Source organism: Limnohabitans sp. DM1, assembly GCF_001269385.1.
In the GTDB taxonomy this organism is placed as follows: domain Bacteria; phylum Pseudomonadota; class Gammaproteobacteria; order Burkholderiales; family Burkholderiaceae_C; genus Limnohabitans_A.
The window spans coordinates 254,188-276,421 of record NZ_CXOO01000022.1; the positions used below are offsets into that span (position 1 = coordinate 254,188).

22 protein-coding genes and 2 tRNA genes are annotated in these 22,234 nt (G+C 57.1%); 15 read left to right on the forward strand and 9 right to left on the reverse strand.

What is annotated here, in order from left to right:
• Window positions 1-5 precede the first annotated feature (5 nt).
• Together AMM33_RS08940 and AMM33_RS08945 are read right to left on the reverse strand one after the other, a co-directional pair.
• Window positions 6-785, reverse strand: coding sequence for a glycosyltransferase family 25 protein (locus AMM33_RS08940; protein ID WP_090140472.1), 780 nt, complete (start codon window positions 783-785; stop codon window positions 6-8).
• On the reverse strand, window positions 782-1,576 hold the full coding sequence (locus AMM33_RS08945) for a hypothetical protein (RefSeq protein WP_194945347.1): 795 nt from the start codon (window positions 1,574-1,576) through the stop codon (window positions 782-784). Before AMM33_RS08945 ends, AMM33_RS08940 begins: the two co-directional genes overlap by 4 nt.
• Window positions 1,577-1,653: 77 nt before the next feature.
• Here AMM33_RS08945 and AMM33_RS08950 point away from each other — a divergent pair, with 77 nt between their 5' ends.
• The 3 genes from AMM33_RS08950 to AMM33_RS08960 all read left to right on the forward strand — a co-directional run bounded on the left by AMM33_RS08950 (window position 1,654) and on the right by AMM33_RS08960 (window position 3,282).
• Window positions 1,654-2,043 (forward strand): glycerate kinase, encoded by a 390-nt coding sequence (locus AMM33_RS08950; RefSeq protein ID WP_090140476.1) that lies wholly within the window; start codon window positions 1,654-1,656, stop codon window positions 2,041-2,043.
• A gap of 70 nt (window positions 2,044-2,113) precedes the next feature.
• Window positions 2,114-3,064, forward strand: a complete 951-nt coding sequence (locus AMM33_RS08955) for a branched-chain amino acid transaminase (RefSeq protein WP_090140580.1) — start codon at window positions 2,114-2,116, stop codon at window positions 3,062-3,064.
• 11 nt (window positions 3,065-3,075) lie between these two features.
• On the forward strand, window positions 3,076-3,282 hold the full coding sequence (locus AMM33_RS08960; RefSeq protein WP_090140478.1) for a zinc-finger domain-containing protein: 207 nt from the start codon (window positions 3,076-3,078) through the stop codon (window positions 3,280-3,282).
• Between the two features lie 32 nt (window positions 3,283-3,314).
• On the opposite strand, the gene AMM33_RS08965 is transcribed toward AMM33_RS08960, so the two are convergent.
• The 3 genes from AMM33_RS08965 to AMM33_RS08975 all read right to left on the reverse strand — a co-directional run bounded on the left by AMM33_RS08965 (window position 3,315) and on the right by AMM33_RS08975 (window position 6,889).
• Window positions 3,315-4,586 (reverse strand): sensor histidine kinase, encoded by a 1,272-nt coding sequence (locus AMM33_RS08965; RefSeq protein ID WP_194945348.1) that lies wholly within the window; start codon window positions 4,584-4,586, stop codon window positions 3,315-3,317.
• A gap of 4 nt (window positions 4,587-4,590) precedes the next feature.
• A complete protein-coding gene (locus AMM33_RS08970; RefSeq protein WP_090140480.1) occupies window positions 4,591-5,292 on the reverse strand; it encodes a response regulator in 702 nt (233 codons plus the stop codon).
• Between the two features lie 268 nt (window positions 5,293-5,560).
• Window positions 5,561-6,889: an AmpG family muropeptide MFS transporter gene (locus AMM33_RS08975; protein ID WP_090140483.1), complete on the reverse strand. Its 1,329-nt coding sequence runs from the start codon at window positions 6,887-6,889 to the stop codon at window positions 5,561-5,563.
• A gap of 52 nt (window positions 6,890-6,941) precedes the next feature.
• Between AMM33_RS08975 and AMM33_RS08980 the strand changes: the two genes are divergently transcribed.
• Window positions 6,942-7,799: a M48 family metallopeptidase gene (locus AMM33_RS08980; protein ID WP_090140484.1), complete on the forward strand. Its 858-nt coding sequence runs from the start codon at window positions 6,942-6,944 to the stop codon at window positions 7,797-7,799.
• 352 nt (window positions 7,800-8,151) lie between these two features.
• Here the strand turns inward: AMM33_RS08980 and AMM33_RS08985 are convergent, their stop codons facing one another.
• A complete protein-coding gene (locus AMM33_RS08985; RefSeq protein ID WP_090140486.1) occupies window positions 8,152-8,793 on the reverse strand; it encodes an MBL fold metallo-hydrolase in 642 nt (213 codons plus the stop codon).
• Between the two features lie 149 nt (window positions 8,794-8,942).
• On the opposite strand from AMM33_RS08985, the gene AMM33_RS08990 reads away from it, so the two are divergent.
• A complete protein-coding gene (locus tag AMM33_RS08990) occupies window positions 8,943-9,635 on the forward strand; it encodes a class I SAM-dependent methyltransferase (protein ID WP_228768034.1) in 693 nt (230 codons plus the stop codon).
• A 4-nt stretch (window positions 9,636-9,639) separates the two neighbouring features.
• Here AMM33_RS08990 and AMM33_RS08995 read toward each other — a convergent pair whose 3' ends face one another.
• Window positions 9,640-10,740 carry an SMP-30/gluconolactonase/LRE family protein gene (locus tag AMM33_RS08995; protein WP_090140582.1) on the reverse strand — a complete coding sequence of 367 codons (1,101 nt, stop codon included), beginning with the start codon at window positions 10,738-10,740 and terminating at the stop codon, window positions 9,640-9,642.
• A 78-nt stretch (window positions 10,741-10,818) separates the two neighbouring features.
• Window positions 10,819-11,610 (reverse strand): exodeoxyribonuclease III, encoded by a 792-nt coding sequence (locus AMM33_RS09000; RefSeq protein WP_089952598.1) that lies wholly within the window; start codon window positions 11,608-11,610, stop codon window positions 10,819-10,821.
• Between the two features lie 10 nt (window positions 11,611-11,620).
• Here AMM33_RS09000 and pyrE point away from each other — a divergent pair, with 10 nt between their 5' ends.
• The 8 genes from pyrE (at window position 11,621) to AMM33_RS09040 (ending at window position 19,634) form a co-directional block, all read left to right on the forward strand.
• Window positions 11,621-12,325, forward strand: a complete 705-nt coding sequence (pyrE, locus tag AMM33_RS09005) for an orotate phosphoribosyltransferase (protein WP_090140490.1) — start codon at window positions 11,621-11,623, stop codon at window positions 12,323-12,325.
• Window positions 12,326-12,785: 460 nt separating this feature from the next.
• Entirely contained in the window at window positions 12,786-14,162 is a 1,377-nt protein-coding gene (locus tag AMM33_RS09010; protein ID WP_090140491.1) for a TolC family protein, read from the forward strand.
• 35 nt (window positions 14,163-14,197) lie between these two features.
• Window positions 14,198-16,414, forward strand: a complete 2,217-nt coding sequence (locus AMM33_RS09015) for a type I secretion system permease/ATPase (protein ID WP_090140493.1) — start codon at window positions 14,198-14,200, stop codon at window positions 16,412-16,414.
• Window positions 16,411-17,640 carry an HlyD family type I secretion periplasmic adaptor subunit gene (locus AMM33_RS09020; RefSeq protein ID WP_090140495.1) on the forward strand — a complete coding sequence of 410 codons (1,230 nt, stop codon included), beginning with the start codon at window positions 16,411-16,413 and terminating at the stop codon, window positions 17,638-17,640. The genes AMM33_RS09015 and AMM33_RS09020 overlap by 4 nt, the downstream gene beginning before the upstream one ends.
• A gap of 24 nt (window positions 17,641-17,664) precedes the next feature.
• On the forward strand, window positions 17,665-18,336 hold the full coding sequence (locus tag AMM33_RS09025) for a helix-turn-helix domain-containing protein (protein WP_194945349.1): 672 nt from the start codon (window positions 17,665-17,667) through the stop codon (window positions 18,334-18,336).
• Complete coding sequence (locus AMM33_RS09030) at window positions 18,324-19,136, forward strand: helix-turn-helix domain-containing protein (RefSeq protein ID WP_090140496.1); 813 nt, start codon at window positions 18,324-18,326, stop codon at window positions 19,134-19,136. Before AMM33_RS09025 ends, AMM33_RS09030 begins: the two co-directional genes overlap by 13 nt.
• A gap of 232 nt (window positions 19,137-19,368) precedes the next feature.
• Window positions 19,369-19,444, forward strand: a tRNA-Asn gene (locus AMM33_RS09035).
• Window positions 19,445-19,558: 114 nt separating this feature from the next.
• A tRNA-Gly gene (locus AMM33_RS09040) sits at window positions 19,559-19,634 on the forward strand.
• A gap of 34 nt (window positions 19,635-19,668) precedes the next feature.
• On the opposite strand, the gene AMM33_RS09045 is transcribed toward AMM33_RS09040, so the two are convergent.
• Window positions 19,669-20,892, reverse strand: a complete 1,224-nt coding sequence (locus AMM33_RS09045) for an ISL3 family transposase (protein ID WP_090140499.1) — start codon at window positions 20,890-20,892, stop codon at window positions 19,669-19,671.
• 157 nt (window positions 20,893-21,049) lie between these two features.
• On the opposite strand from AMM33_RS09045, the gene AMM33_RS22400 reads away from it, so the two are divergent.
• Both AMM33_RS22400 and AMM33_RS09055 read left to right on the forward strand, forming a co-directional pair.
• Entirely contained in the window at window positions 21,050-21,205 is a 156-nt protein-coding gene (locus AMM33_RS22400) for a DUF4372 domain-containing protein (protein ID WP_090140501.1), read from the forward strand.
• An 18-nt stretch (window positions 21,206-21,223) separates the two neighbouring features.
• Window positions 21,224-22,213: an IS4 family transposase gene (locus tag AMM33_RS09055; protein WP_090140503.1), complete on the forward strand. Its 990-nt coding sequence runs from the start codon at window positions 21,224-21,226 to the stop codon at window positions 22,211-22,213.
• The last annotated feature ends 21 nt before the right edge of the window (window positions 22,214-22,234 follow it).

The window sequence follows — 22,234 nt, forward strand, 5'->3', positions numbered from 1 at the left end:
TGGTCCTATTTGCTCGTTGAATGAGCCTTGTGGGACTTGGCCCAAATCGGGTCCCGCCAGATGTGATGCACGATGCGGCGAAAGACTGTTGCAAAACGGCTGCGGTAGGTCGCAATCCGACGATGCCACTTGAATTTATGCCCAGTCTGGCCAATATCCGATTGAAATTGACCGGTCTGGATCGGAAATGGACGAACCCCTCGCATGCGGATGCCAAAAACCCATGGCTGGCCAAACGCGTGGTCAATCGGCAACCGCATGGGCAACAAATTGTCGACGTAAGCCCGGGCCGCCTTGCGGTTGATAAGATAGGCCACGGTTCCCGTCTGCTTGCCAAAGTAGCCGACCACATCGTGTTTGCCATCCCCCAGTCTGGCAGTTTTTACAGCCAGACCTGGCCGATTGCCATACAACATGGTCATGTCACCACAGGCGGGCGAGACGATCAACGCCTCCACCAAACTGAGGAAATCCGTTGGCACGATCGCATCGTCCTCCAACACCAGACAATACGCATGAGGGCCCTCCAAAAAAGTGCGCATCAGGCCGACATGGCTGGCGAAGCAACCCACCTCGCCTGCTGTAGGTTCTTTGCCGTGGTGCCGGTGATAGCTCTGTATGTCCAGCATGTTCGGGCTGCGCCAATCGATCTTGGAACCATCAACCGCAGCAAAGCGGCAAAACTCGATGTTGGCCTGCTGCAACTGGACACTGATGCGGGCCAAACGCTCCGGACTTCTGTCCAGATTGACCACAAAACAAATGAAAGAAGGATGCAGTGTCATGGATCAGTCCTTGGCTCAAGATCATCAGGCATCAACCAAACAGCTTCGTGAATACCCAATGGCCAAGCAACAGCAGGACGAAATTTCAGAGGATGCGGTGCCCTTCGAAGCTGACTGCCATACAGTGCAATAAGTGACTTCTTGTCGGACCATTGCAGCGAAAAAGCATGGCGCTCAAAGCCCGGATAATTCGCTTTGAAACGCCGAATGGCCTGGTAGCGCGTGATGGGCACATGTGCATAAGGTAAATCTTCATAAAACGCCAAGCGAAATGACGGACTCAATTCGCTGGCATGTTTCCTGACCATCTCGTAGACAGCATGGTGGTTGACATGGTGCCCAATTGCCATGGGCACAAACAAGAAGGGCCGCTTGCCAGCGCCAACGTGCAATTTGAGCGCGTCCAACACAGGGGCCTGCATGGCAAAGATGTCCTGCTCGACGCCGGACAAGTCGTTGGGGCGTCTCCCCCAGAAATCCGGTTCAGCCCCGCCCAACTCAGTGCGCGTCAGGCCTACTCGATCGGCAAAAGCGCAATCCTCAGCTTGGCGGATTTCATGCACCTGCGACTCGGTCAGGTCCAAAGCAATACAACCGGGCGCATACACCGAGCGACTGAACACATTGATCAGGTGCCCTGCACCAATCGACGACAACAAACCGCCTATCGAAAAACAGCCATCATCAAAATGCGGCGACAAAACCACCACACCTTGTGTAGCCATTTGCCGGAAATCGGCAGTCGAAATCGTTGAAGACATAGCCCTCATCATCGGGTTAAAAATCGACAATTATCGGCCATGCCCTGGCCTTCAGTGCGCCAAGGCAGCTGTTCGTTATCATCCCTGCAAGTATTTTGAAACACCCCATGAACTTCACCAAAATCATCGCCCCTGTGGCCATCATCATTCTCACCGTGGGTGCCTGGCGACAGTTTGGCTGGGCGGGCATTGCCTTGGCGGGGGGCGGCGTGGTCATGTGGATCTTGCTGCATTTCACCCGCTTGCTGACCATCCTCAAAAAAGCGGCTGACCGGCCCATAGGCCATGTGGCCAGCGCTGTCATGCTCAACGCCAAGCTCAAAAAGGGCGTCAGCCTGATGCATGTCATCGCCATGACACGCTCGCTGGGCCGCCTGCAAAGCCCCAAGGACGAGCAACCTGAAATTTTCACCTGGACGGACACCGGCCAATCGACGCTCACCTGCACCTTTATGGGTGGCAAACTGATCGAATGGACATTGCAACGCCCCGAGTAAACGCGGGCCATCCAGACCGTAAAATGTCTGTTTAGCACCGTGCAAAGCACCTCTCTTTTAAGGACACATGATGAGCGTCGTTATTCCTTCTATGTCTGACCGTGACGGAAAAATCTGGATGGACGGCCAGATGGTCGATTGGCGCGATGCCAAGATCCATGTTCTGAGCCACACCCTGCACTACGGCTGCGGCGCTTTTGAAGGCGTGCGCGCCTACAAAACCGAGCAAGGCACCGCCATCTTCCGCCTACAGGAGCACACCGAGCGGCTATTCAACAGCGCCAAGATCTTGCGCATGGCCATTCCCTTCACCCAAGCACAGGTCAACGAAGCCCAGCGCGCCGTGGTGCGCGAGAACAACCTGGAAAGCGGCTACATCCGCCCCCTGACCTGGATTGGTGACAAGAAGCTGGGCGTCAGCCCCAAGGGCAACACCATCCACCTCATGGTGGCCGCCTGGACCTGGGGCGCGTACCTGGGCGAAGAAGGCATGAAGCGCGGCATTCGCGTGAAAACCAGCAGCTACACCCGCCACCACGTCAACATCACCATGACGCAGGCCAAGGCGGTGAGCAACTACACCAACTCGATTTTGGCCAACATGGAAGTGACCGACGAGGGTTACGACGAAGCCCTGTTGCTCGACACTTCGGGCTTTGTGTCTGAGGGCGCGGGCGAGAACATTTTTGTGGTCAAGAACGGCGTGATCTACACGCCCGACTTGTCGGCCGGTGCCCTGAACGGCATCACCCGCAACACGGTGTTCCACATCGCCAAGGACCTGGGTCTGGAGATCGTGCAAAAGCGCATCACCCGCGACGAGGTCTACATCGCCGACGAAGCCTTCTTCACCGGCACCGCCGCCGAAGTCACGCCGATTCGTGAACTCGACCGCATCGCCTTGGGCAAAGACGACTACTTGGGTAGCCGCGGCCCCATCACCGAGAAAATCCAGACTGCGTTCTTTGACATCGTCAACGGGCGCAACCCCAAGTACGCCCACTGGATGACTTTGGTTTAAGGAGCGAGAAGATGAGCACCCAAGCTGTTGAACTTCTGGCCACCGATTTGAACCCCCAAGGCGGTGTGTTTTGCCCCAGCCCCAAAGCCGACATGAAACTATGGAACAGCCACCCCAAGGTTTATCTGGATGTGGCCAAAACCGGTGAAGCCAAGTGCCCCTATTGCGGCACGGTTTACAAATTGAAAGCAGGGGAGGTGGTGGGGAACCACCATTGATATCCCCATCCGGGATGCACAGCGGCGAACGCTCAGGCGTTCGCCGTTTTGTTTTGAGGCAAGCTGATTTCAAAACAGGCTCCGCCGCCTGCTCGTGCCAGACACTGCACACGCCCACCATGACGCTCGGCAATCGACTTGACCAGTGCCAGCCCCAAGCCGACACCACCGCCTCGCTCACTGGCACCCGGTAAACGGAAAAACGGTTCAAAAATGCGTTCACGCCATTGAAGCGGCACACCCGGCCCTGAGTCGCAGACTTTCAAATGCACCTCTTGGTCGGCCTGCCTGAGTGAAACCACAATGTCATCACTTTTTCCGTCAGTCGCGCCATAACGTCGAGCGTTCTCCAGCAAATTACGCACCATCCGGCGCAGCAATTTGCTCACACCTTGCACCTCCAGGCAGCTCATCCCCTCCGGCACATCCAGCAACGCGCCCACGCGTGCGCACTCTTCGGCGCACAAGCCGACCAAATCGACCGCTTCCACGGTGCCCAAGTCCACCTCTTTAGCGTCGAGCCTGCTGGCCAGCAGGATTTCATCGATCAGTTGATCGAGCTCGGCCATGTTGCGCAGGATTTCGGCGCGGTTGCGCTGGTGGGAGGTGGCGTCAGCCCTTGCGACCTCCATCAGTTCCAGCCCCATCCGGATTCGGGCCAGGGGGGAGCGCAATTCGTGCGAGGCGTTGGCAAGCAGGGATTTCTGTGCGGCCATCAGACTTTCAATGCGCTGTGCGGCGTGGTTAAAGCGTTGCGATAAATCGGCCACTTCATCGTCACCTTGCACCGGCACACGCACCGATAAATCGCCTTCACCCCAGCGCTGCACACCACGTTGCAGGACTTCCAGGCGCAGGGTCAACCGACGCACGATGGGGTACAGCACCAGCGCCACGGCCACACCCATGAGGGCCAACATCCACACAAAGCCGTAGGGGGGCTTGGTCCACCAAGGTTGTTCATTGTGCAGGTGCGCTGGCCCCCTCTGCCCCATTCTTTGCCCGGCGCTCCACTCGCCCTTGCGTTGCAATTGCAAAGTCATCTTGCTGCCATCGGCCAGGGGTACCTCAAACAAGAGCGGCGCGTTTGCGCGGGGGCGAACAGTGGTGCTGGCCAGCACATCACCTTGGGCGTTCATGATCACCCACTCACGTTGCGGCTGAGGCGCAGTGTTGTGTTCGACCGAGACCCGCCAGGCCCACCCCACGCCCCCCATGAGCAAGGCCACGCCCAAGACCACGGTCAGCCAGATGCGCAGGTACAAGTGTCTGGACCAGGCGCGCAACAGCATTTTGGGTGACATGGCTTCAGTCCTGCTGGCGTGCAAACACATAGCCCACACCGCGCACGGTCAGGATGCGCTGGGGCGCTTTGGGGTCCAGCTCGATGGCGGCGCGGATGCGGCCCATGTGCACGTCTATTGACCGGTCAAAAGCTTCCAGCTCACGCCCCCGTACCGCCTCCATGATCTGGTCACGCGTGAGCACACGACCCGCCCGCTCGGCCAAAGCCACGAGCAAATCAAATTGATAGGAAGTCAACTCGCAGGCTTGCCCCTTCACACTCACACGCCGCGCGTCGCGGTCAATCTCCAGTGAGCCGAACTGCAGGATTTGCGCAGTGGTGCGAGCGTCGGGGCCTTTACGCCGCAAGATGGCCTTGATACGGGCCAACAACTCACGCGGCTCAAACGGTTTGGGCAGGTAGTCATCGGCGCCCATCTCCAGGCCAATGATGCGGTCCATTGGGTCACCCTTGGCCGTGAGCATCAGCACTGGTAACTGCCCCATCGCTCCTGATAAAACGCGTATGCGCTGGCACACTTGCAGACCGTCCATGTCTGGCAGCATCAAGTCAAGAATGACCAGGTCCACATCGCCAGACTGCAACCTGGCCAAACCCTGTTGCGCATTGGGCGCATGGCTCACAGCAAAACCCGAGGCCCCCAGGTAATCCGCCACCATGCCCGCCAGGCGGGCATCGTCTTCGATCATCAATAAATTGCTCATATCTTGATCATCCTCTGCCGATCGGGCGCGTGGGTATCAGGCAGGTAAAGTTCGGTAAACCCTGGATCGCCACGTCGCTGTGCTCCTCGCGATGACGAACAAATTAAGGGCCCCCACAATAATTTGAAACACGGCCATCAGTTTTGGCATGGCGAGCAGATTGTGGCGATGTCTATTTCATCACTGCGCAAATACCTCATGCCGTCACTTCGCAATTCCCAAACCCCGTCATTGCGAGCGCAGCGTGGCAATCCAGTGACTGCAGACCTCAAACCGATGACCGCACCTTTGACGCCAGCGCCACCAACAGCAGCACCGGCAAGCCCAGCCAGGCCGTGGCGGTGAAGAAATCCGCATACCCGTATGCGTTGACAAAGTCACCCGAAAAGCCCGCCACAAACTTGGGCAACAGCAACATCATCGAACTGAGCAGGGCGTATTGCGTTGCTGAATACGTGATGTTGGTCAGCGATGACAGATAGGCAATGAATGCGGCCGACGCAATGCCGCTGGCCAGGTTGTCGGCCGACACCACCCAGATCAGGGCCGTCACGTCATGCCCCACGCCGCTGAGCCAGGCAAACAGCACATTGCTGGCTGCGCTCAGGATGGCCCCCAGCATGAGGATGCGTATCACGCCAAAACGCGCAGAAAGCACACCACCGACAAAGGCGCCTAACAAGGTCATGACCACGCCATAGACCTTGGTGACCGCCGCCACCTCGTCCTTGGTGAAACCCATGTCCACATAAAAGGGATTGGCCATGATGCCCATGACCACATCACTGATCCGGTACACCGCAATCAGCGCCAGCACCAACACCGCTTGCCAGCGGTAACGGCGCCAAAAATCGGCAAAAGGATCGATCAAAGCGCCCTGCAACCAATCACGCACGTTGCGCGCTGGCTGAATGGGCACAGACACAGGCTCAGGGGCACCCAACACCATGAGCATGCCGGGCAGCATGCTGGCCGCCATCGCCAAATAAGCGGTTTGCCAAGCAATATGCGCATAACCAGTGCTTTGAGGCCCCTGGGCCCATGCCGCGATCCACAACACCCCCGCACCGGCCCAGATCATGGCCAGGCGATAACCGGTCTGGTAACTGGCGGCCAGCGCCGCCTGGGCGTTCACCTCGGCCGACTCGATGCGGTAGGCATCCAGCGCAATGTCTTGGGTGGCCGATGCCACCGCCACCGCCAATGCGCAGCCCACCAAAGGCCCCAGCACCTGAGACGGATCGTTGAGCGCCATGCCCACCAAACCGCCCATGATCACGGCCTGCGACGCCAGCAACCAGCTGCGGCGACGCCCCAGGCGGTGCGTGAGCCACGGAATAGGCAGGCGGTCCACCAGCGGCGCCCACATCCACTTGAAGCCATAGGCCAGCCCCACCCAGCTCAAATAACCAATGGTGCTGCGGTCAATGCCCGCCTCACGCAACCTGAAGCTCAAGGTGCCCAGCACCAGCAAGAGCGGCAAACCCGCCGCAAAACCCAGCAACAACATGCGCAAGCTGGCGGGTTGCAAATACAAACGCCAGGCCTCGCGCCAGCTGCGTTCTTGGGGCAAAGGGGGTGGGGTCAATGTGGGCATGACGCGATTATCAGTGCCTGCCCTCACAGAGCGTTCTGTATGATTTCACGCCATGTGCTTCCTTTGCGATCTCAAATCCTCCTCCACTCCAGTTGATGACCCGTCACCACGCTGGCAAGCGCGGCGTGCATTCTTGCTGGCCGCAGGCGCCACAGCAGCGGGTTCAGCACTCGCACAGGTGGATGTGGGCTCCTCTTCCAGCATGCGCAACCTGGTGCCTGCCGAAACCCTGGAAAGCTCAGCCCGCCAGCAATACAACCAAGTGCTGACCGAAGCGCGCAACAAAGGCGCCCTGGCCCCCGAAGGCCACCCACAACTCAAACGCCTGCACGGCATTGCCCAACGGCTCATCCCACATACGGCCCAATGGAACCCACGTGCTCGCGAGTGGCGCTGGCAAGTCAACCTGATCGGCAGCAAACAAATCAACGCCTGGTGCATGCCCGGCGGCAAGATCGCTTTTTACACCGGCATCCTTGAACAGCTGCAGCTCAACGACGATGAAGTCGCCATGATCATGGGCCACGAAATGGCCCATGCCCTGCGCGAACACGCCCGTGAGCGGCTGGCCAAAAGCCAAATGACCGGCATGGGCCTGTCCATCGCCTCACAACTGCTGGGCCTGGGCTCTTTGGGCGACGCGGCCGCCAATCTGGGCACGCAACTGTTGACGCTCAAATACAGCCGTGACGACGAAACCGAATCCGATCTGGTCGGATTGGAAATTGCCGCACGCGGCGGCTTTCGCCCCGAAGCCAGCGTGGCATTGTGGAAAAAAATGCTCGCCGCCAGCGGCAACGGCAGCCCCTCTTTCCTGTCCACACACCCCAGCGGCGCCAACCGCATCCAGGAACTCGAAGCCAATCTGCCCAAAGTGCAGCACCTGTACGAGCAATCGCGCCAGGGCTGAAGAGGCACAGGTACTCATTCAACGCCCCATTTAGGGGCTAAAGCCACCGACCTGCGAAAACCCCATGAGGGGGCTTCGATTGCCTTCCTGCAGACGCTGTTGCGGGCTTTGGCTACGCACGATGTCGGGGCTCTTCGACCACAGACCTATGAGGCTGCTGCGTCGCAGTAGATAGGTACTCGAAGAGTCCGACGTTGTGTGTGATTGAGCAATGACCGTCTGGTAGGTCGGCAGCTTCAGCTCTGCCGTTTTGGCCTCTGCCGAAGGGGACATGTCGGGGCTGAAGCCACCGACCTACGGAAACCATACGGAGCTTCCAATAGCGACCTGCGAATGCAGTTGCGCGCTGGGCTCAGGTTCCGCCCACGTAGGGGTTGCTTTTGCGCTCTCGCCCAAAGGTGCTCTCTGGGCCGTGTCCCGGGATGAAGACCGTGTCGTCGCCCATGGGCCACAGGCGTTGGATGATGCTGGCGATCAAATCGTCATGGTTGCCTTGCGGAAAATCCGTGCGGCCAATGCTGCCGGCAAACAACACATCCCCCACAAATGCCCGTTTGATCTCGGGTGAATAAAACACCACATGGCCCGGCGTGTGCCCCGGGCAATGGCGCACCTGCAAGGTGTGCGCCCCTAGGCTCACGGTGTCGCCATCGGCCAGCCAACGTGTAGGATGAAACACTCTGGCTGGAGGAAAACCATAAGCTGCAGCTGCCTGAGGCAATCCGTCAATCCAGAACTGGTCTGCCGGGTGCGGCCCAATGATGGGCAATCCGCCCAGCTGCTCGGCCAAGTCGGCCGTGCCCGAAGCATGGTCCAGGTGGCCATGGGTGATCCAAATCTGCTCCAAACGCAGGCCATGGGTATTGACGGCAGCCAATATCAATTCAAGATCGCCCCCCGGATCGACCACCGCCGCTTGGCGGCTTTGGTCGTCCCAAACAAGGGAGCAGTTTTGCTGAAAAGGCGTGACAGGGATGGTTTGGTATTGCAGCATGCTGCAAATTATCGACCATGCGCTCAACGTGATGGGATCAACAGAACAGGCCGATACGGGCGTGTACAGTCCAACGCAGCCAGCGCCTTTTGATTTTTGGCCATTGCGCTGCAACGATTGTCTGTTTGCACCCCTCTTCACCCGGCTACTTGACCCAACAACACAGCGTTGCCATTGCAGGGGTGGATAACCTGCTCATCCGCTCACTGCTGGACAACAACCAATTCCACGACCCCCTGGATGAGGCCCTGAACTTGGGCATCTCCTCGGCCACCTGGCCTTTGTTTGGCTTGCTTTGGCCCTCCGGTCAACACATGGCCGAACGCATGGCCAAACGCCCGGTGTCCGTCGAGCGCATTTTGGAAATTGGCTGCGGCCTGGGGCTGGCCAGTCTGGTGGCGCATCGGCGAGGGGCCTCGGTCACCGCCAGTGATTGTCACCCCTTGGCGCACGCCTTTCTGGATGAAAACACGCGCCTGAACGGTTTGCCCCCTATGACTTACTGTCACGGCCTGTGGGGCAAGGCGGCATTGCGCGAAGATGGTTTGCCCGTCTTGACGACAGCCCATGACGCACTGCCCAGCGGCGTTTTTGACTTGATCATGGGCAGCGACATCCTGTATGAGCGCGACGACGAGGGCACGCTGGCCAGCTTCATCCATGCGCATGCCGCCAGCCGCTCGGAAATCTGGGTGGTCGATCCCAATCGGGGCAACCGTGCGGCCTTTCACAAGCAGATGGCCCGGCTGGGCTTTGCCCGTCATGAACAGGTGCTGGATCAGCCCGCACACGAGGGCGTGGCCGCCTACAAAGGCCGCATGCTCACCTACACACGCGGCTGAAACATTAGCGCGGCAACCAGCCCAACCCCTTGGCATGCAGGCTGTGGATGTAGAGCCGGTCCGCTGTCTCGGTCACGCCCGTGCTCTCGGGGTAGAGGCCGCTGGGGTCTTGCAGGTCCTGCACCACTTTGCCGTCTTCGGTAAACGCCATCACATGGCCATAGGCTTTGGGAATAGGCCACAGGGCGCGGGGCAGGCGCATCGTGACCTTGCGCATGAAGGGCTGGTCAGCCAGCTGGTCGATGGTCGGATTGCGCGGTTTGGCAAAGCCCAGCCAGATCTTGCCGCCCTGCCCGCGCATCAGGTTGTCGGGGTAACCCGGCAGGTTGTCGAACAACACGTGGGCCTGTGCGCCGCCTTGGGCCACGTCCAGGTTCTGGGCGTTGACGTCGATTTTCCAGACGCGGTACTTGCCAGTCTCGTTCACAAACAGGTGTTTTTCGTCCTGGCTCAGGGCCACGCCGTTGGCAAAGCTCAGGCCCCGGGCCACCACGCGGGTTTGGCCGCTGGCCGGGTCAAACTCCAGCACCCGGCCCGTGGCCGCTTGCTCCAAGATGTCGAGCACGCTGGCCTCGAAGGTGCCGCCCCAGTCCTTGGGGGCAAAACGAGTGGACGCATCGCTCAGGTACATCTTGCCGTTTTGGGCCACCACCACCGCGTCGGCATAGCGGATTGGGTCGGGCTGACCGTTCACCGCCACCTTGTCGGTCAGCAGCTGGATGGATTTGTCGGGTGCAATCGACAGCAAGCCCTTGACCGCATCGGCCGCGATCAGGTGGCCGCGGGCATCAAAGTCAAAACCCAGCACCCGGCCGCCTGTCTGGGCAAACACCTCTTGCTGCGAACCGTCAGGCTGCATGCGCAAAATGCGGCCACTCTCCACCGTGGTGTAGAGCTTGCCGTCAGGCCCCATGGCGATGTGCTCCGGCCCCGCATCGGCACCCAGGTCGATCATGTTGAGCTTGGCCAGCTTGTGGTTGACCGCATGTGGCCCGGCATAGCCCGGTGCAGCGGGCGCATGCCAGCTGACCGGCTCGATCGGGACCGGCCAAAGGCCAAAATAAGCCAGCCCTGCCAGCACCAGCACACCCAAAACACCGAACATTTTTTTCACAGCGCCTCCTTGGTATGGCTCTTCACGGGCCAAGGCAGCCATTGAAACAGTTTCAGAGCTTCAAGGTCCTCAGAGCAAACCCTCGTAAGCGATGGTGATCGGCGCGTGGTCGGAAAATTTTTCGCCCTTGTAGATGTGCTCGGTGCGGGCTTTTTCGGCCACGGCGGGCGTGGCCAGGTGGTAGTCCAAGCGCCAGCCCACATTCTTGGCGTAGGCTTGGCCACGGTTGCTCCACCAGGTGTAGCAATCGTCAGTGGTGTGCGGCTTGAGGTGGCGGTAGACGTCGACCACACCGCCTTCGGTGGTCAACTGTGTCATCCAGGCACGCTCTTCGGGCAAAAAGCCGCTGTTCTTGAGGTTGCCCTTCCAATTCTTGAGGTCCGCCTGTTGGTGGGCGATGTTCACGTCGCTGCAGACGATGAAGTCGCGCTCGGCTTTGAGGGCCATCAGGTGGGGGTACATCTTGTTCAAGAAGCGAAACTTGGCTTCTTGCCGCTCGGGGCCGGACGAGCCACTGGGAAAGTACACGCTGATGATGGACAACTTGCGCTGCGGTGTATCGAAGCGTGTTTCCACATAGCGGCCCTCGGCGTCGAACTCGCCGCCGTCAAATCCCACCACCACGTCACTGGGTTCGTGGCGGGTGTAGACGCCCACGCCAGAGTAGCCTTTTTTTTCGGCAAAGTGAAAATGGCCCTTGAGGCCCGCGAGTTCCTCAAACTTGCCCGCCACATCGGGGGCCTGGGCTTTGACCTCTTGCACGCAAATACAATCGGGTTTCTCTTGGGCAAGCCACGCGGCGACCCCTTTAGTTGTGGCCGAACGGATGCCGTTGAGGTTAAGGCTGGTGAGTTTGAACAAGGATTTCCCCATGGTGACAGGACAGGCAAGCAGCGCCGAGATGCAGGCGCTCGCTCAGGAATTTGTGCAGTTTGCGGTGGATTCGGGCGTGCTGCGCTTTGGTGAATTCAAGACCAAAGCCGGGCGCATGAGCCCATACTTTTTTAACGCCGGCCTGTTTGACGATGGCGCCAAGCTCAGCCGACTGGCGCAATTTTATGCAAAAGCCCTGTTGGCCAGCGGCATCGAATTTGACATGATTTTTGGCCCCGCCTACAAGGGTATCCCGCTGGGCGCGGCGGTGGCTGTCGAGCTGGCCCGCTTGGGAAAGAACGTGCCCTTTGCCTACAACCGCAAGGAAGCCAAGGACCACGGCGAAGGCGGCTCGCTGGTGGGCGCCCCCCTCAAAGGGCGCGTGCTGATCGTGGACGATGTGATGAGCGCAGGCACCGCCGCCCGCGAATCCATTGCGCTGATCAAGGCCGCCGGGGCCACGCCGCACGCCATCGCGATTGCGCTGGACCGCCAGGAAATGGCCACCGAGAAGCAGGCTGACGGCTCGGTCAAAGATGTGCCGCACAGCGCAGTGCAGTACGTTCGGGGCACGCTGAGCATGGACGTGTGCTGCATTGCCCAACTGTCGGACTTGCTGGCCTACCTGTCGCGCCAAAGCGGCAATGACCTGGGTCAGCACCTGCCCAAGGTGCAGGCTTACAGGGACCGCTATGGGGTTTGAAATTGCTGAGCTCGTTGCACATTTACAAATTTCAGCCTCTATACATCGCGTGACCATGACACGCGCCTTCGCAAAATTGTGATTATTTTGATTTAACCAATTTAGACAGTCTTACACCCCGTCAACTGTCTTTTTTTTCGCTTCAACTGAGTTGTTTCAACCTAGTCAAGCCGATTTGATGGTCAAAAGAGTGCCTACAAAACACTGAAAATGCTGCTTTGTTGCCCAAATTCACGCATCGGCGTTGAAAAAAATCAACTAACTCATGAAAAAGATGAAAAAATTATTTTAATTTTTTGGAACTCATTAATTCTGATTAAGAGAATTTAAGCTTACAAAAAACAATTTTTCATCGCGATCTCCATCAAAAACACCGAGAGGCATACCCCAATTGGTGGATTCGCACTCGAAACTTTATCTTGAGAATTTCAGTTTTCATGTACTTGGCAATTTTCTCTTGATGCTCAATAAGTTTTATCAAAAACGACCTCGCGGCACCGGGCCAAGGCCCGTTCTGCGCGTTCGTTTCTGGGCGGGCTCCAAGCGGGTCTGGCAGGTCCTGGGATCATTCTTCTTGTCTGGCCTGGCCGCCAGTGTCTTCGCGCAAACATTGCCAGCCGTCGTATCCAAAGCATTGCAGGATTACCCGTCGATCCTGTCCGCCAATGCCAAATCTGCAGCCGCGCGTTCAGACATTGCACGCGCTCGCAGCGCTCATTACCCACAAATTGGGGTTTCAGCCACGGCCAACTCTTATGCCTCCGGCACACCCTTGACATCCAGTCAACGTCTGACTTTGTCCCCCACGACCCGCTTGAACCTGTGGTCAGGCGGCAAGATTGAAGCCGACACACAGCGCTCTGAAGCACTGGCGCGCGCGTCCGAATTTCAACAAGCCATTACCCTGGAAGACGTGGCCCAACAAGCTGCCGAGGCTTACCTGAACTGGGCCAAGACAGCCGACCTTTACAACTTGGCCGTTCGCAATGTGAATTCACACCGTGAGACGCTGGATGACATTCGAAAGATCTCGGAGGTCGACAAGGGCCGCCGCGTGGACTATGAGCAAGCCCTGGTGCGGACGGAAAACGCCACGCTGAACTTGCAGCAACGCAAATCAGATTTTTCCCAGGCCATTCAGCGCATGACCCGTTACTGGTCTGGCCCTCTGGATGCCCGCCCCACAGGGCTGGATGAAGTGGTGTCCAGCACGGGTCCTCTGGGCCGCATGCCTTTAACGATGGCCGCTGCCATGGACATGGTGTCCAACAATTTGCCTGTCATTGCCCAAGCTCAAGCCCAAGTGCAAGCAGCTGAAGCGGCTGTGCGCATGGCCAAAGCGCAGCACTGGCCTACCGTTGACTTGGCTGTCTCCAGACAAGCTGCGACTGCAACAACCCGTGACGAAGTCCTCACGCAATTGCAACTGAATGCACCGCTTTATTCGGGTGGCAACGCTTCGGCAGCCGTTGAGACTGCTGTTGGTCAACTGAAAGCCGCACAGTTCGCACTGGATGAAGCCCGTTTATTGGCCAGAGAAAAAGCCGCCCTAGCTTGGCAAGAGTGGGCGTCGGCCCAATCGCGCACGATCACTGGCAACGCGCAATCCGATGTGGGCGACAAATTGGTCGATTCTTACCGCCAACAGTTTCGCGTCGCCCGCAGATCCCTCTTGGAGTTGCTGAACATGCAGGCCGATGCATTCAGTTACCGATCCAGTGCACGAACAGCTTTTCATGATGAGCGTATCGCTCGCGTGCGTTTGTTGGCATCCACAGGTGACTTGGCACGCCGCTTCAACGCAGAGCCAGGACTGGTTGCCCAGCCCGGGCGTTGATGCGCACCCTGAACACTTTGATGAATTGATGGCCCATGACTAACTTATTGAACTTCACGCCGCCTGGCGCCGCCGGGCTCAAGTCCCCGCCACCGGACAAAAAACCCAGTGACGGCATGAACGATCCATTGCTGATGTGCTTGGCCATGACGGCCAAGCTGCTGGGTCGCCCGGTGCATTTTCAGGTTCTGAGGGCAGGTTTTGCTCTGGATGAGCGTGGTCGCGTGCCCATGGCGGCTTATCCGGATATGGCGCACAAAAACGGCCTGATGGCGGCTTGGTCGCGCACCCGCATTGCGGATATCCCACACTACGTGTTGCCCGTGCTGATGTCGCTCACGGATGGCCGTGCCTGTGTTTTGCGCAATATTGATGGCCCCAACGCTGTTGTCTGGTGGGCAGAAACGGGCATGGAGGACCAGCTCATCTCCTTGGCTGAGTTGCAAGGCCTCGCTCGCCCAGAAGTACTGGCTCTCAAGTTGCCCCCTAAGCGCCACGACCAAACTCTCACGCCTTTCAAAGGCGCAGCCTTCAGTTGGTTCTGGGGCACGCTGTGGCGATTCCGTCACTTTTATGTGGAGTCCATGATCGCCACGGTGGTGGCCAACGTGCTGACCTTGGCCAGCGTATTCTTCACCATGAACGTGTATGACCGCGTGGTGCCGACCAGCGCTTACGCATCCTTGTGGACCTTGGCCATTGGCACCGCTGCGGCCATCGTCATGGAATTCATCATGCGTTGGCTCAAGGCCCGTTTGGTGGATTTGGGCGGCAAGAAGGCCGACCTGGCCATCAACGCCACCTTGCTGCGCGAAATCATGGCCATTCGCTTGGAGCACCGACCTCAGTCGGTGGGCATTTTTGCCAGCTCCATGCGCGACTTCGAATCGCTGCGCGACTTCTTCTCATCAGCATCTTTGGTCTTGCTCGCAGATATGCCATTTGTTCTGATGTTTCTGGCCTTGATTGCGATCGTGGCCGGTCCCCTGGCTTGGATTCCAGGCTTGGCTGTGCCTTTGTTGATTCTCATTGGCTTGGCCTCACAAAAATCACTCATGTCCGCCATGCGCGAGAACATGAAAGAGTCTGGCGACAAACAAAGCGTCTTGGTGGAAGCTGTGCTGAACCTGGAACTCCTCAAAGCCCACAACGCAGAAAGCTATTTGCAACGCCGCTGGGAAATGTCCAATTTGGCCGGTGCCGATGCCTACAAACGAACGCGCAGCCTGACCAACTGGGTGATGGGCCTGACCACCGCTGCGCAGCAGTTGGTGACGGTGGGCATGGTGGTGGCCGGCGTCTACATGATTCACGCCAACACCTTGACCGTTGGTGGTTTGATGGCGGCAGTGATTTTGGCAGGCCGTGCTTTAGGGCCATTGGCCAGCGTGATGTCCTTGGCGACACGCTATCAGCAAGCCGTCAGCTCGCTGGAAACTCTTGATGGCTTGATGAAGCGTCCGAGCGACCGCATTCACGGGCGCAACTACGTGGTGCCGGAAGTGATTCACGGCGGTCTGCAAGGTGAAGCGCTTGAATTTGCCTACCCCGGACAGCACAAGATCCCGGTCATCAAAAAACTGTCCATCAACATCGCCCCCGGTCAAAAAGTGGCCATGTTGGGACGTGTTGGCAGCGGCAAGAGCACCTTGCTTCGCCTCATGGCCGGTCTGTATTTGCCCCAGGCGGGCAATGTGCGTCTCGATGGTGTCGACTTGCAGCAATTGGAACCTGTCGAAGTTCGCAGCCGTATAGGTTATGTGGGCCAAGACCCTCAGCTGTTCATGGGCACCTTGCGCGAAAACATGGTGTTGGCTGACAGCTGGATCAGCGACATGAAGATCACCGAAGTGCTCAAGACCTTGAATATCTATGACATGGTGGCCAGTCACCCCATGGGGCTGGACATGCCCATCACCGAAGCCGGTGGCGGTCTGTCCGGCGGTCAACGCCAGCTGCTGTCCATTGCGCGCATGATGCTGCGCAACCCGCAATTGGTGTTCATGGACGAGCCAACAGCCAACATGGACCAAAACACGGAAGCCCGCGTGATTGCAGTGATGAAGGAATGGTTGCACGGCCGCACCTTGCTGATGTCCACACACCGCCCCCAACTTCTTGAATGGGTGGACATGATTGCTGTCATCGACAACGGTCAATGCGTCGCGCTGGGGCCTAAACAAGAAATGATCGACAAACTCTCACGCGGCATTGACGTGAACTCTGCTCGCGCTCAAGGAGCTGCAGCATGAAGCGCAAATCCGACAAACGCTCCAAGAGCATGCAAGGCTCAGGCTTTGGCATTGACACGGTCGAGGACGACGAGCGCCGTGCCAGTAAAACATTGGTCTGGATGACTGGCTTCACGTTGATCGTCGCCCTGGTCTGGGCCCATCAGTTTGAATTGGATGAAATTACCCGGGGTCAGGGCAAAGTGATCCCCACCAGTCGCGAACAAGTCATTCAGAGTCTCGACTCGGGCGTTCTGAGTGAAATGCTTGTGCGTGAAGGCAGCGTGGTAGAAAAAGACCAGGTCCTGCTTCGCATTGACGACGCGCGCAGTGGTGCGGTGTACCGTGAATCTCAAGAAAAATTCCTTGCCCTTGCAGCCATGGCAGCACGGCTGAAGGCCGAGTCTTACGGCACAGCCCTGTCATTCCCCCCCGAACTCAAGAACTACCCAGCCCTAATGCAGCAGGAAATGCAGGCCTTTAATGCTCGCAAACGTGCGTTGTTTGAATCATTGTCTGCACTGGACAATTCATTGGCAGCCGTCACGCGTGAGCTCAACATCACCGAACCCATGGTCAAACAGGGCGTGATGTCTGAAGTGGAATTGTTGCGCCTCAAGCGTCAATTGTCTGACCTGCAAGGCCAGCGCGCCGAACGACAAAACCGCTATCTGACAGATGCCAACAACGAGCTGGTACGCGTCTCATCCGAGTTGTCCCAGACCAAGGAAAACAGCGCTGCCCGCGCTGATGCGCTCAACCGCACCACCATCAAATCGCCCATGAAGGGGATTGTCAAAAATGTGCAGATCACCACCGTGGGTGGCGTTGTGCAAGCTGGCCAGCCCATTTTGGAAATTGTGCCCACTGAAGACGAAATGTTGGTGGAGGCCTACGTCAAGCCTTCCGAAGTCGCTTTTTTGAAGATCGGCCAAAAAGCCACCGTCAAATTGACCGCCTATGACTTCAACAAATACGGCGGACTCGATGGCGTGCTGGAGCATTTGAGCCCGGACACCCTGCGCGATGAAAAGCAACGCAAGCCGGGCAATCCGGTTGAACTTGAAGAAGGCTTTTACCGAATCATGGTGCGTGTCAGGGAACCCGAAAGCATGCGCCGTGGGCTCAAGCTTGTGCCCCTGCCCGGCATGACCGCCACCGTTGAAATCCGAACCGGACAAAAGAGCGTCCTTGAGTACCTCTTCCGACCTTTGCAAAACGTGACGCAAGCATTGCGTGAACGTTGAATCACCAACATTCAGGAGATACCTATGAGTGAAGACCACACCATGTCCATCGAAGAAATCATTCCCTCGCCGGAATCTCAACCCGCTTTGAAGCGAAAGTCAGACATGAATGCCCCACAATTTTTAAGCACCGCCGAGGCTGCGAGGATGTTGGGGCTCTCCACCACGCTTGTTCAAACCCTTGTCGATCAGGGTGATCTCAAGGGCTGGAAGACGCGTGGAGGTCACCGACGAATTTCTATCGATTCCATTTTGGACTACCAAAACGCTTCGCGAAGCGTTCTGGGCAACTACGCCAAGACAACCATTCGCCCACGCGTCACGGTGGTGGTGGAGACACCCACTTTGCTGTCAGATTTGATCAAGGACTATTCACTTTGGGACTTTGCGGTCGACGTCACTTTCTTTGACTCAGTCACAGAAGCCCTGCTGGAGCTGTCCAGTAAACGTCCGGACATGATGGTTGTGGAAATGTCCATGCCCCGAGCCCAACAAGAAAAAACGTTCCAGGCGCTTGAAAATTTCAATCAACGCGGTCGTGCACCATTGTCCGTAGTTCTCATCAGTCAAGAAAAAGGGTTAAGCTCAGCCTTACAAGCGGGTGCACCCTCGACGATTCAGGTGATCTCAGGTCCATTGAATTCACTGTGGTTGCACGCATACCTCACAGGAGTTATCGCCTCATGCCGGAACTGATGCTCACTTCATTCTCAAAAAATTCATCTTTGTCGAGAACGCTGGCTCGGCCTGGTCACAACAAGAATTTGTTGCAAGCCAACCGTGATGCTGTCATTCTTTTGGGGCAAGGCAACGACTCTTCATCAGACATGAAAGGTCAAGTCCTCAGACAGCTGCGTCTGACCCAAAACCTTGATCCTGCAGTGCTCGCGACCGAGGCCTGTATTTCCGTCGCGCAACTCTACGAAATTGAAAAAGGCGTTGACAGTCTTTTTTATTCGGACAATTTGCGCCAACAGGCTGCACGCAGAATCGCTCAACTTTTGGGCATAGATTGGAACCATATTGACGAGCGTTGTGCAGGCCTGCAAACAGCCACCAATGTCGTGACCTTGCAGCGAAGCACTGTCGTCAGGGGCATCAACGCCAATGCGTCCACCACTGTCCTTTCATCTTCATCCGCCCCGAATACAGCCATCTTGCCTGCCCCCTCACCCATTGATATTGCCGTGAATTCGCACATTTCCCTCAGCGAGGCCGCAACCATGCCTCCTGTTAAAACCGCTCCCGCATCGCAAACCACCTTTGCCCTCGGTTTGTCTACCCCCTCAGCTGATTCGCAACCTAGCGACGAATCAGGATTCAAATCTACAGAGCAGACATTACCTGAAGCTCGTTCTGGTCGTGTCCTGTGGTGGCTGATCACCGCAATAGGACTGTCAGCCATCTCCTTTTATGTGGCCGAGCAGGAAGGTTATGTACGCCAGTACTGGCCTGAGTTTTATCATTTATTGCGCACCGTCCAACAAGCCATGTGAAGGTCACTCTGAGCCCTAACAGCTCCGTTCAAGCCCTGTCCCCCTGTTTTTGAGCTGCCCTCTTGGGCACAAGTTTTTGCACTTTTTTCGAGACCATATTTTTGTGCCTGGTCTTTCCCATGCCTTGAAACAGTTTTGTCATCCTTTCACCTTCAACAGATGCTTTAAATAATTCTTCAATTCGCTCTCAGATTGAAGAGTGGCTACTGCTAAAATTGCACATTCCGGTTTTTCCTCGATAGCTCAGTCGGTAGAGCGCCGGACTGTTAATCCGTAGGTCCCTGGTTCGAGCCCAGGTCGAGGAGCCAAACCACTCGCTTACATCGACGCGCCATTAGTGGTCGTACCGTTGATTGGCAATCTGGAACTTCAAACCGGTGTAATTGAACTCAAGTTCAACAGCCGCAACTTGATGCAAATTTGCGGGAATAGCTCAGTTGGTAGAGCGCAACCTTGCCAAGGTTGAGGTCGCGAGTTCGAACCTCGTTTCCCGCTCCATTTTTTGGAGCTTCGTTGAATCCACTGTGATTTTTCAAGCCATATCCAAATTGAGCTTGCCACAATGAAACAGGATCCTTGCACGGTAGTTCGCGAACTTTCTAAACCCGCGCGCATTGGCTTTGATCCGCTGGATAGCGCTTTTGAACCCTTCTGCGCAGGCGTTGCTGATTCCGTGCTGGCTGTAGTTGAGCAGCCCCTGCTCGTGGCGACGAAGCATCTTGACAACCTTCTTTACCGGCTCCAAGCGACTTCTCATCGCGTTGTTCGACCAAGCTTTGAAGAAATTTCTAGCCGCGCCCTTGTACCTGTAACGCCCAAAGTGACTGAAGTTCTCCTTGATGCACCAGGCTCGGCTGGTTTTCAAGTTGAGCTGATTCAAGGCCCGAAACGACACAGCCTCTGTGCTGCGGCCATCCGGGTACTTCCTCAGCCATGCCCATTTGCTGCCCACCAATGGCGAGGTGCCTGCCTGCGACAGCTTGCGGTGCTCTTGCTTTCTGACAGCATCCACGGCATCGCCGAGGTACTTGGTGACGTGAAACTTGTCATGCACGATATCCGCTTGCGCTACGCACTGCTTGGCAGCACTCGTGTATGCGGGCCACATGTCCATGGCCACCGCTTTGACCGACGCACTCTGCGCAGGCGTGAGCGTTTCCAACAAACTCACGGCCGCCGCCAGCTTTCTGTCTGGCACCAAGTCCAGCACCCTCCAGCTGTCAATATCAGTCAAGATGCTGGCGTAGGTGTGACCTCTTTCAGAACTCTTCTCATCGATACCGATGTAACTGATTTCGTCCTCGGTTCTGCGCAGCATGCCGCGCACAACGGCATTGTTCATGATGGTATTGACCGTGCTCCAGGAAAGACGGGTGAGCGTGAAAACAGCTTGCTTGGTGGGGCAGGCCTGCAGCAGTTTGATCACGAAGGCCACCATCAAGGTGGTCACGCGGCTGTAGCGCTCGGCCCATGGCACCGTCAGTTCTTCAACCGTGCCGTCGGCATATTTGAGCTGGGGAACCCGTGCCTTGATGAGGGTCTCGAACTGGCAAGTGTCCAGGTGGCGCCATTGGCGCTCGGTCCATCCGTTGATGTGAGCCCTCTTGGTGGCGTCAGTGGGGTCGCCCCACACTTGGCCCTTCTTCAAAACCACCTCAACCACAACACGCTGATCGGCTAAGGACAGGTCCACCTTCTTGTCAGACCATGGGGCCTTCAATTCAAGAAGATGCTCATACAGTGCGGCATCTTTCATGTTCAAGCTGGAAATTTTGAATCACTGGATTGTCCCGCAGCAAGCGAAAAATCACTGTGAAATTGACGAAGAACACAAAAAGGTGTTGGTTCATCCAACGGTGTAGTGTGTAGGCGAATCGCCAAACCCACCTACCCCCACACGAAGGAGACCCAACATGAAAGCATCATGCAGCATGTTCAGCCAGATACTCAAGCTCATACCCCGCAATGACTTCCAAAGTATCGTCAAAGCCACAGGCGCCGAGCATCGCAGCAAAGGCCTGTCCAGCTGGAGTCAGTTTGTCGCCATGTTGTTTTGCCAACTGGGCTGAGCCCACTCCTGGCGTGAGATTGAAGGAGGCCTCAAGAGCTGTGAGGGCAAGCTCGCCCATCTGGGCATACAGGCCCCTGCGCGCTCAAGCCTGTCTTACGCCAATGCACATCGGCCATGGCAGTTGTTTGAGCAGGTGTTCCACGGTCTGTTCGGCATTGTCTCTGCCAAGGCCCTGGGTAAGAAGAAATTTCGCTTTAAAAATAAGCTCGTGAGCTTGGACTCCACCGTCATTGACCTGTGCCTGTCCATGTACGACTGGGCCAAATTTCGACGCACCAAGGGCGCAGTCAAGCTGCACTTGGTGCTGGACCACGACGGCTATCTGCCGTGCTTTGGTCTGATCACTGACGGCAAGGTGCATGACGTCAAAGCCGCGCACCAGATGACTTTTTCTCCTGGCACCGTCGTGGTCGATGACAGGGGGTACAACGACTACGGGTTGTTTGCCAAATGGACGCAGGCCGGGGTGTACTTTGTCACCCGCATGAAGAGCAATGCGCTCCATGAGGTCGTTGCCGAGCATGAGCCACCACAAAACCGGGGCATCCTCAAAGATCAGACCATTCGACTCACCGCTGCAGCGGCCAAGGACAAATGTCCCCATCTGTTGCGTCGCATTGAAGCTGTACGTGCGGACACTGCAGAGACGTTGGTGTTTTTGACCAACCACCCAAAACTTGGGGCCAGCACGGTGGCGGCCATCTACAAAGACCGCTGGCAAATCGAGTTGTTTTTCAAGGCGCTCAAACAAAACCTGAAGATCAAGACGTTTGTGGGCACCTCGGCCAATGCGGTCAAGACGCAGATCTGGACGGCATTGATCAGCATGCTGCTGTTGCGTTATGTGCAGCTGTCATCACGCTCTGGATGGAGCTTGTCCAACTTGGTGGCGCTGCTGCGCATGAACTTGTTCACTCACCGAGACCTGATGCACTGGCTCAATGAACCGTTTGCCACGCCACCGGACCCGCAGGACGATCCGCAAACCTCACTGGCGTGGTCGTGATATTGCACAGCACAAGGAGGC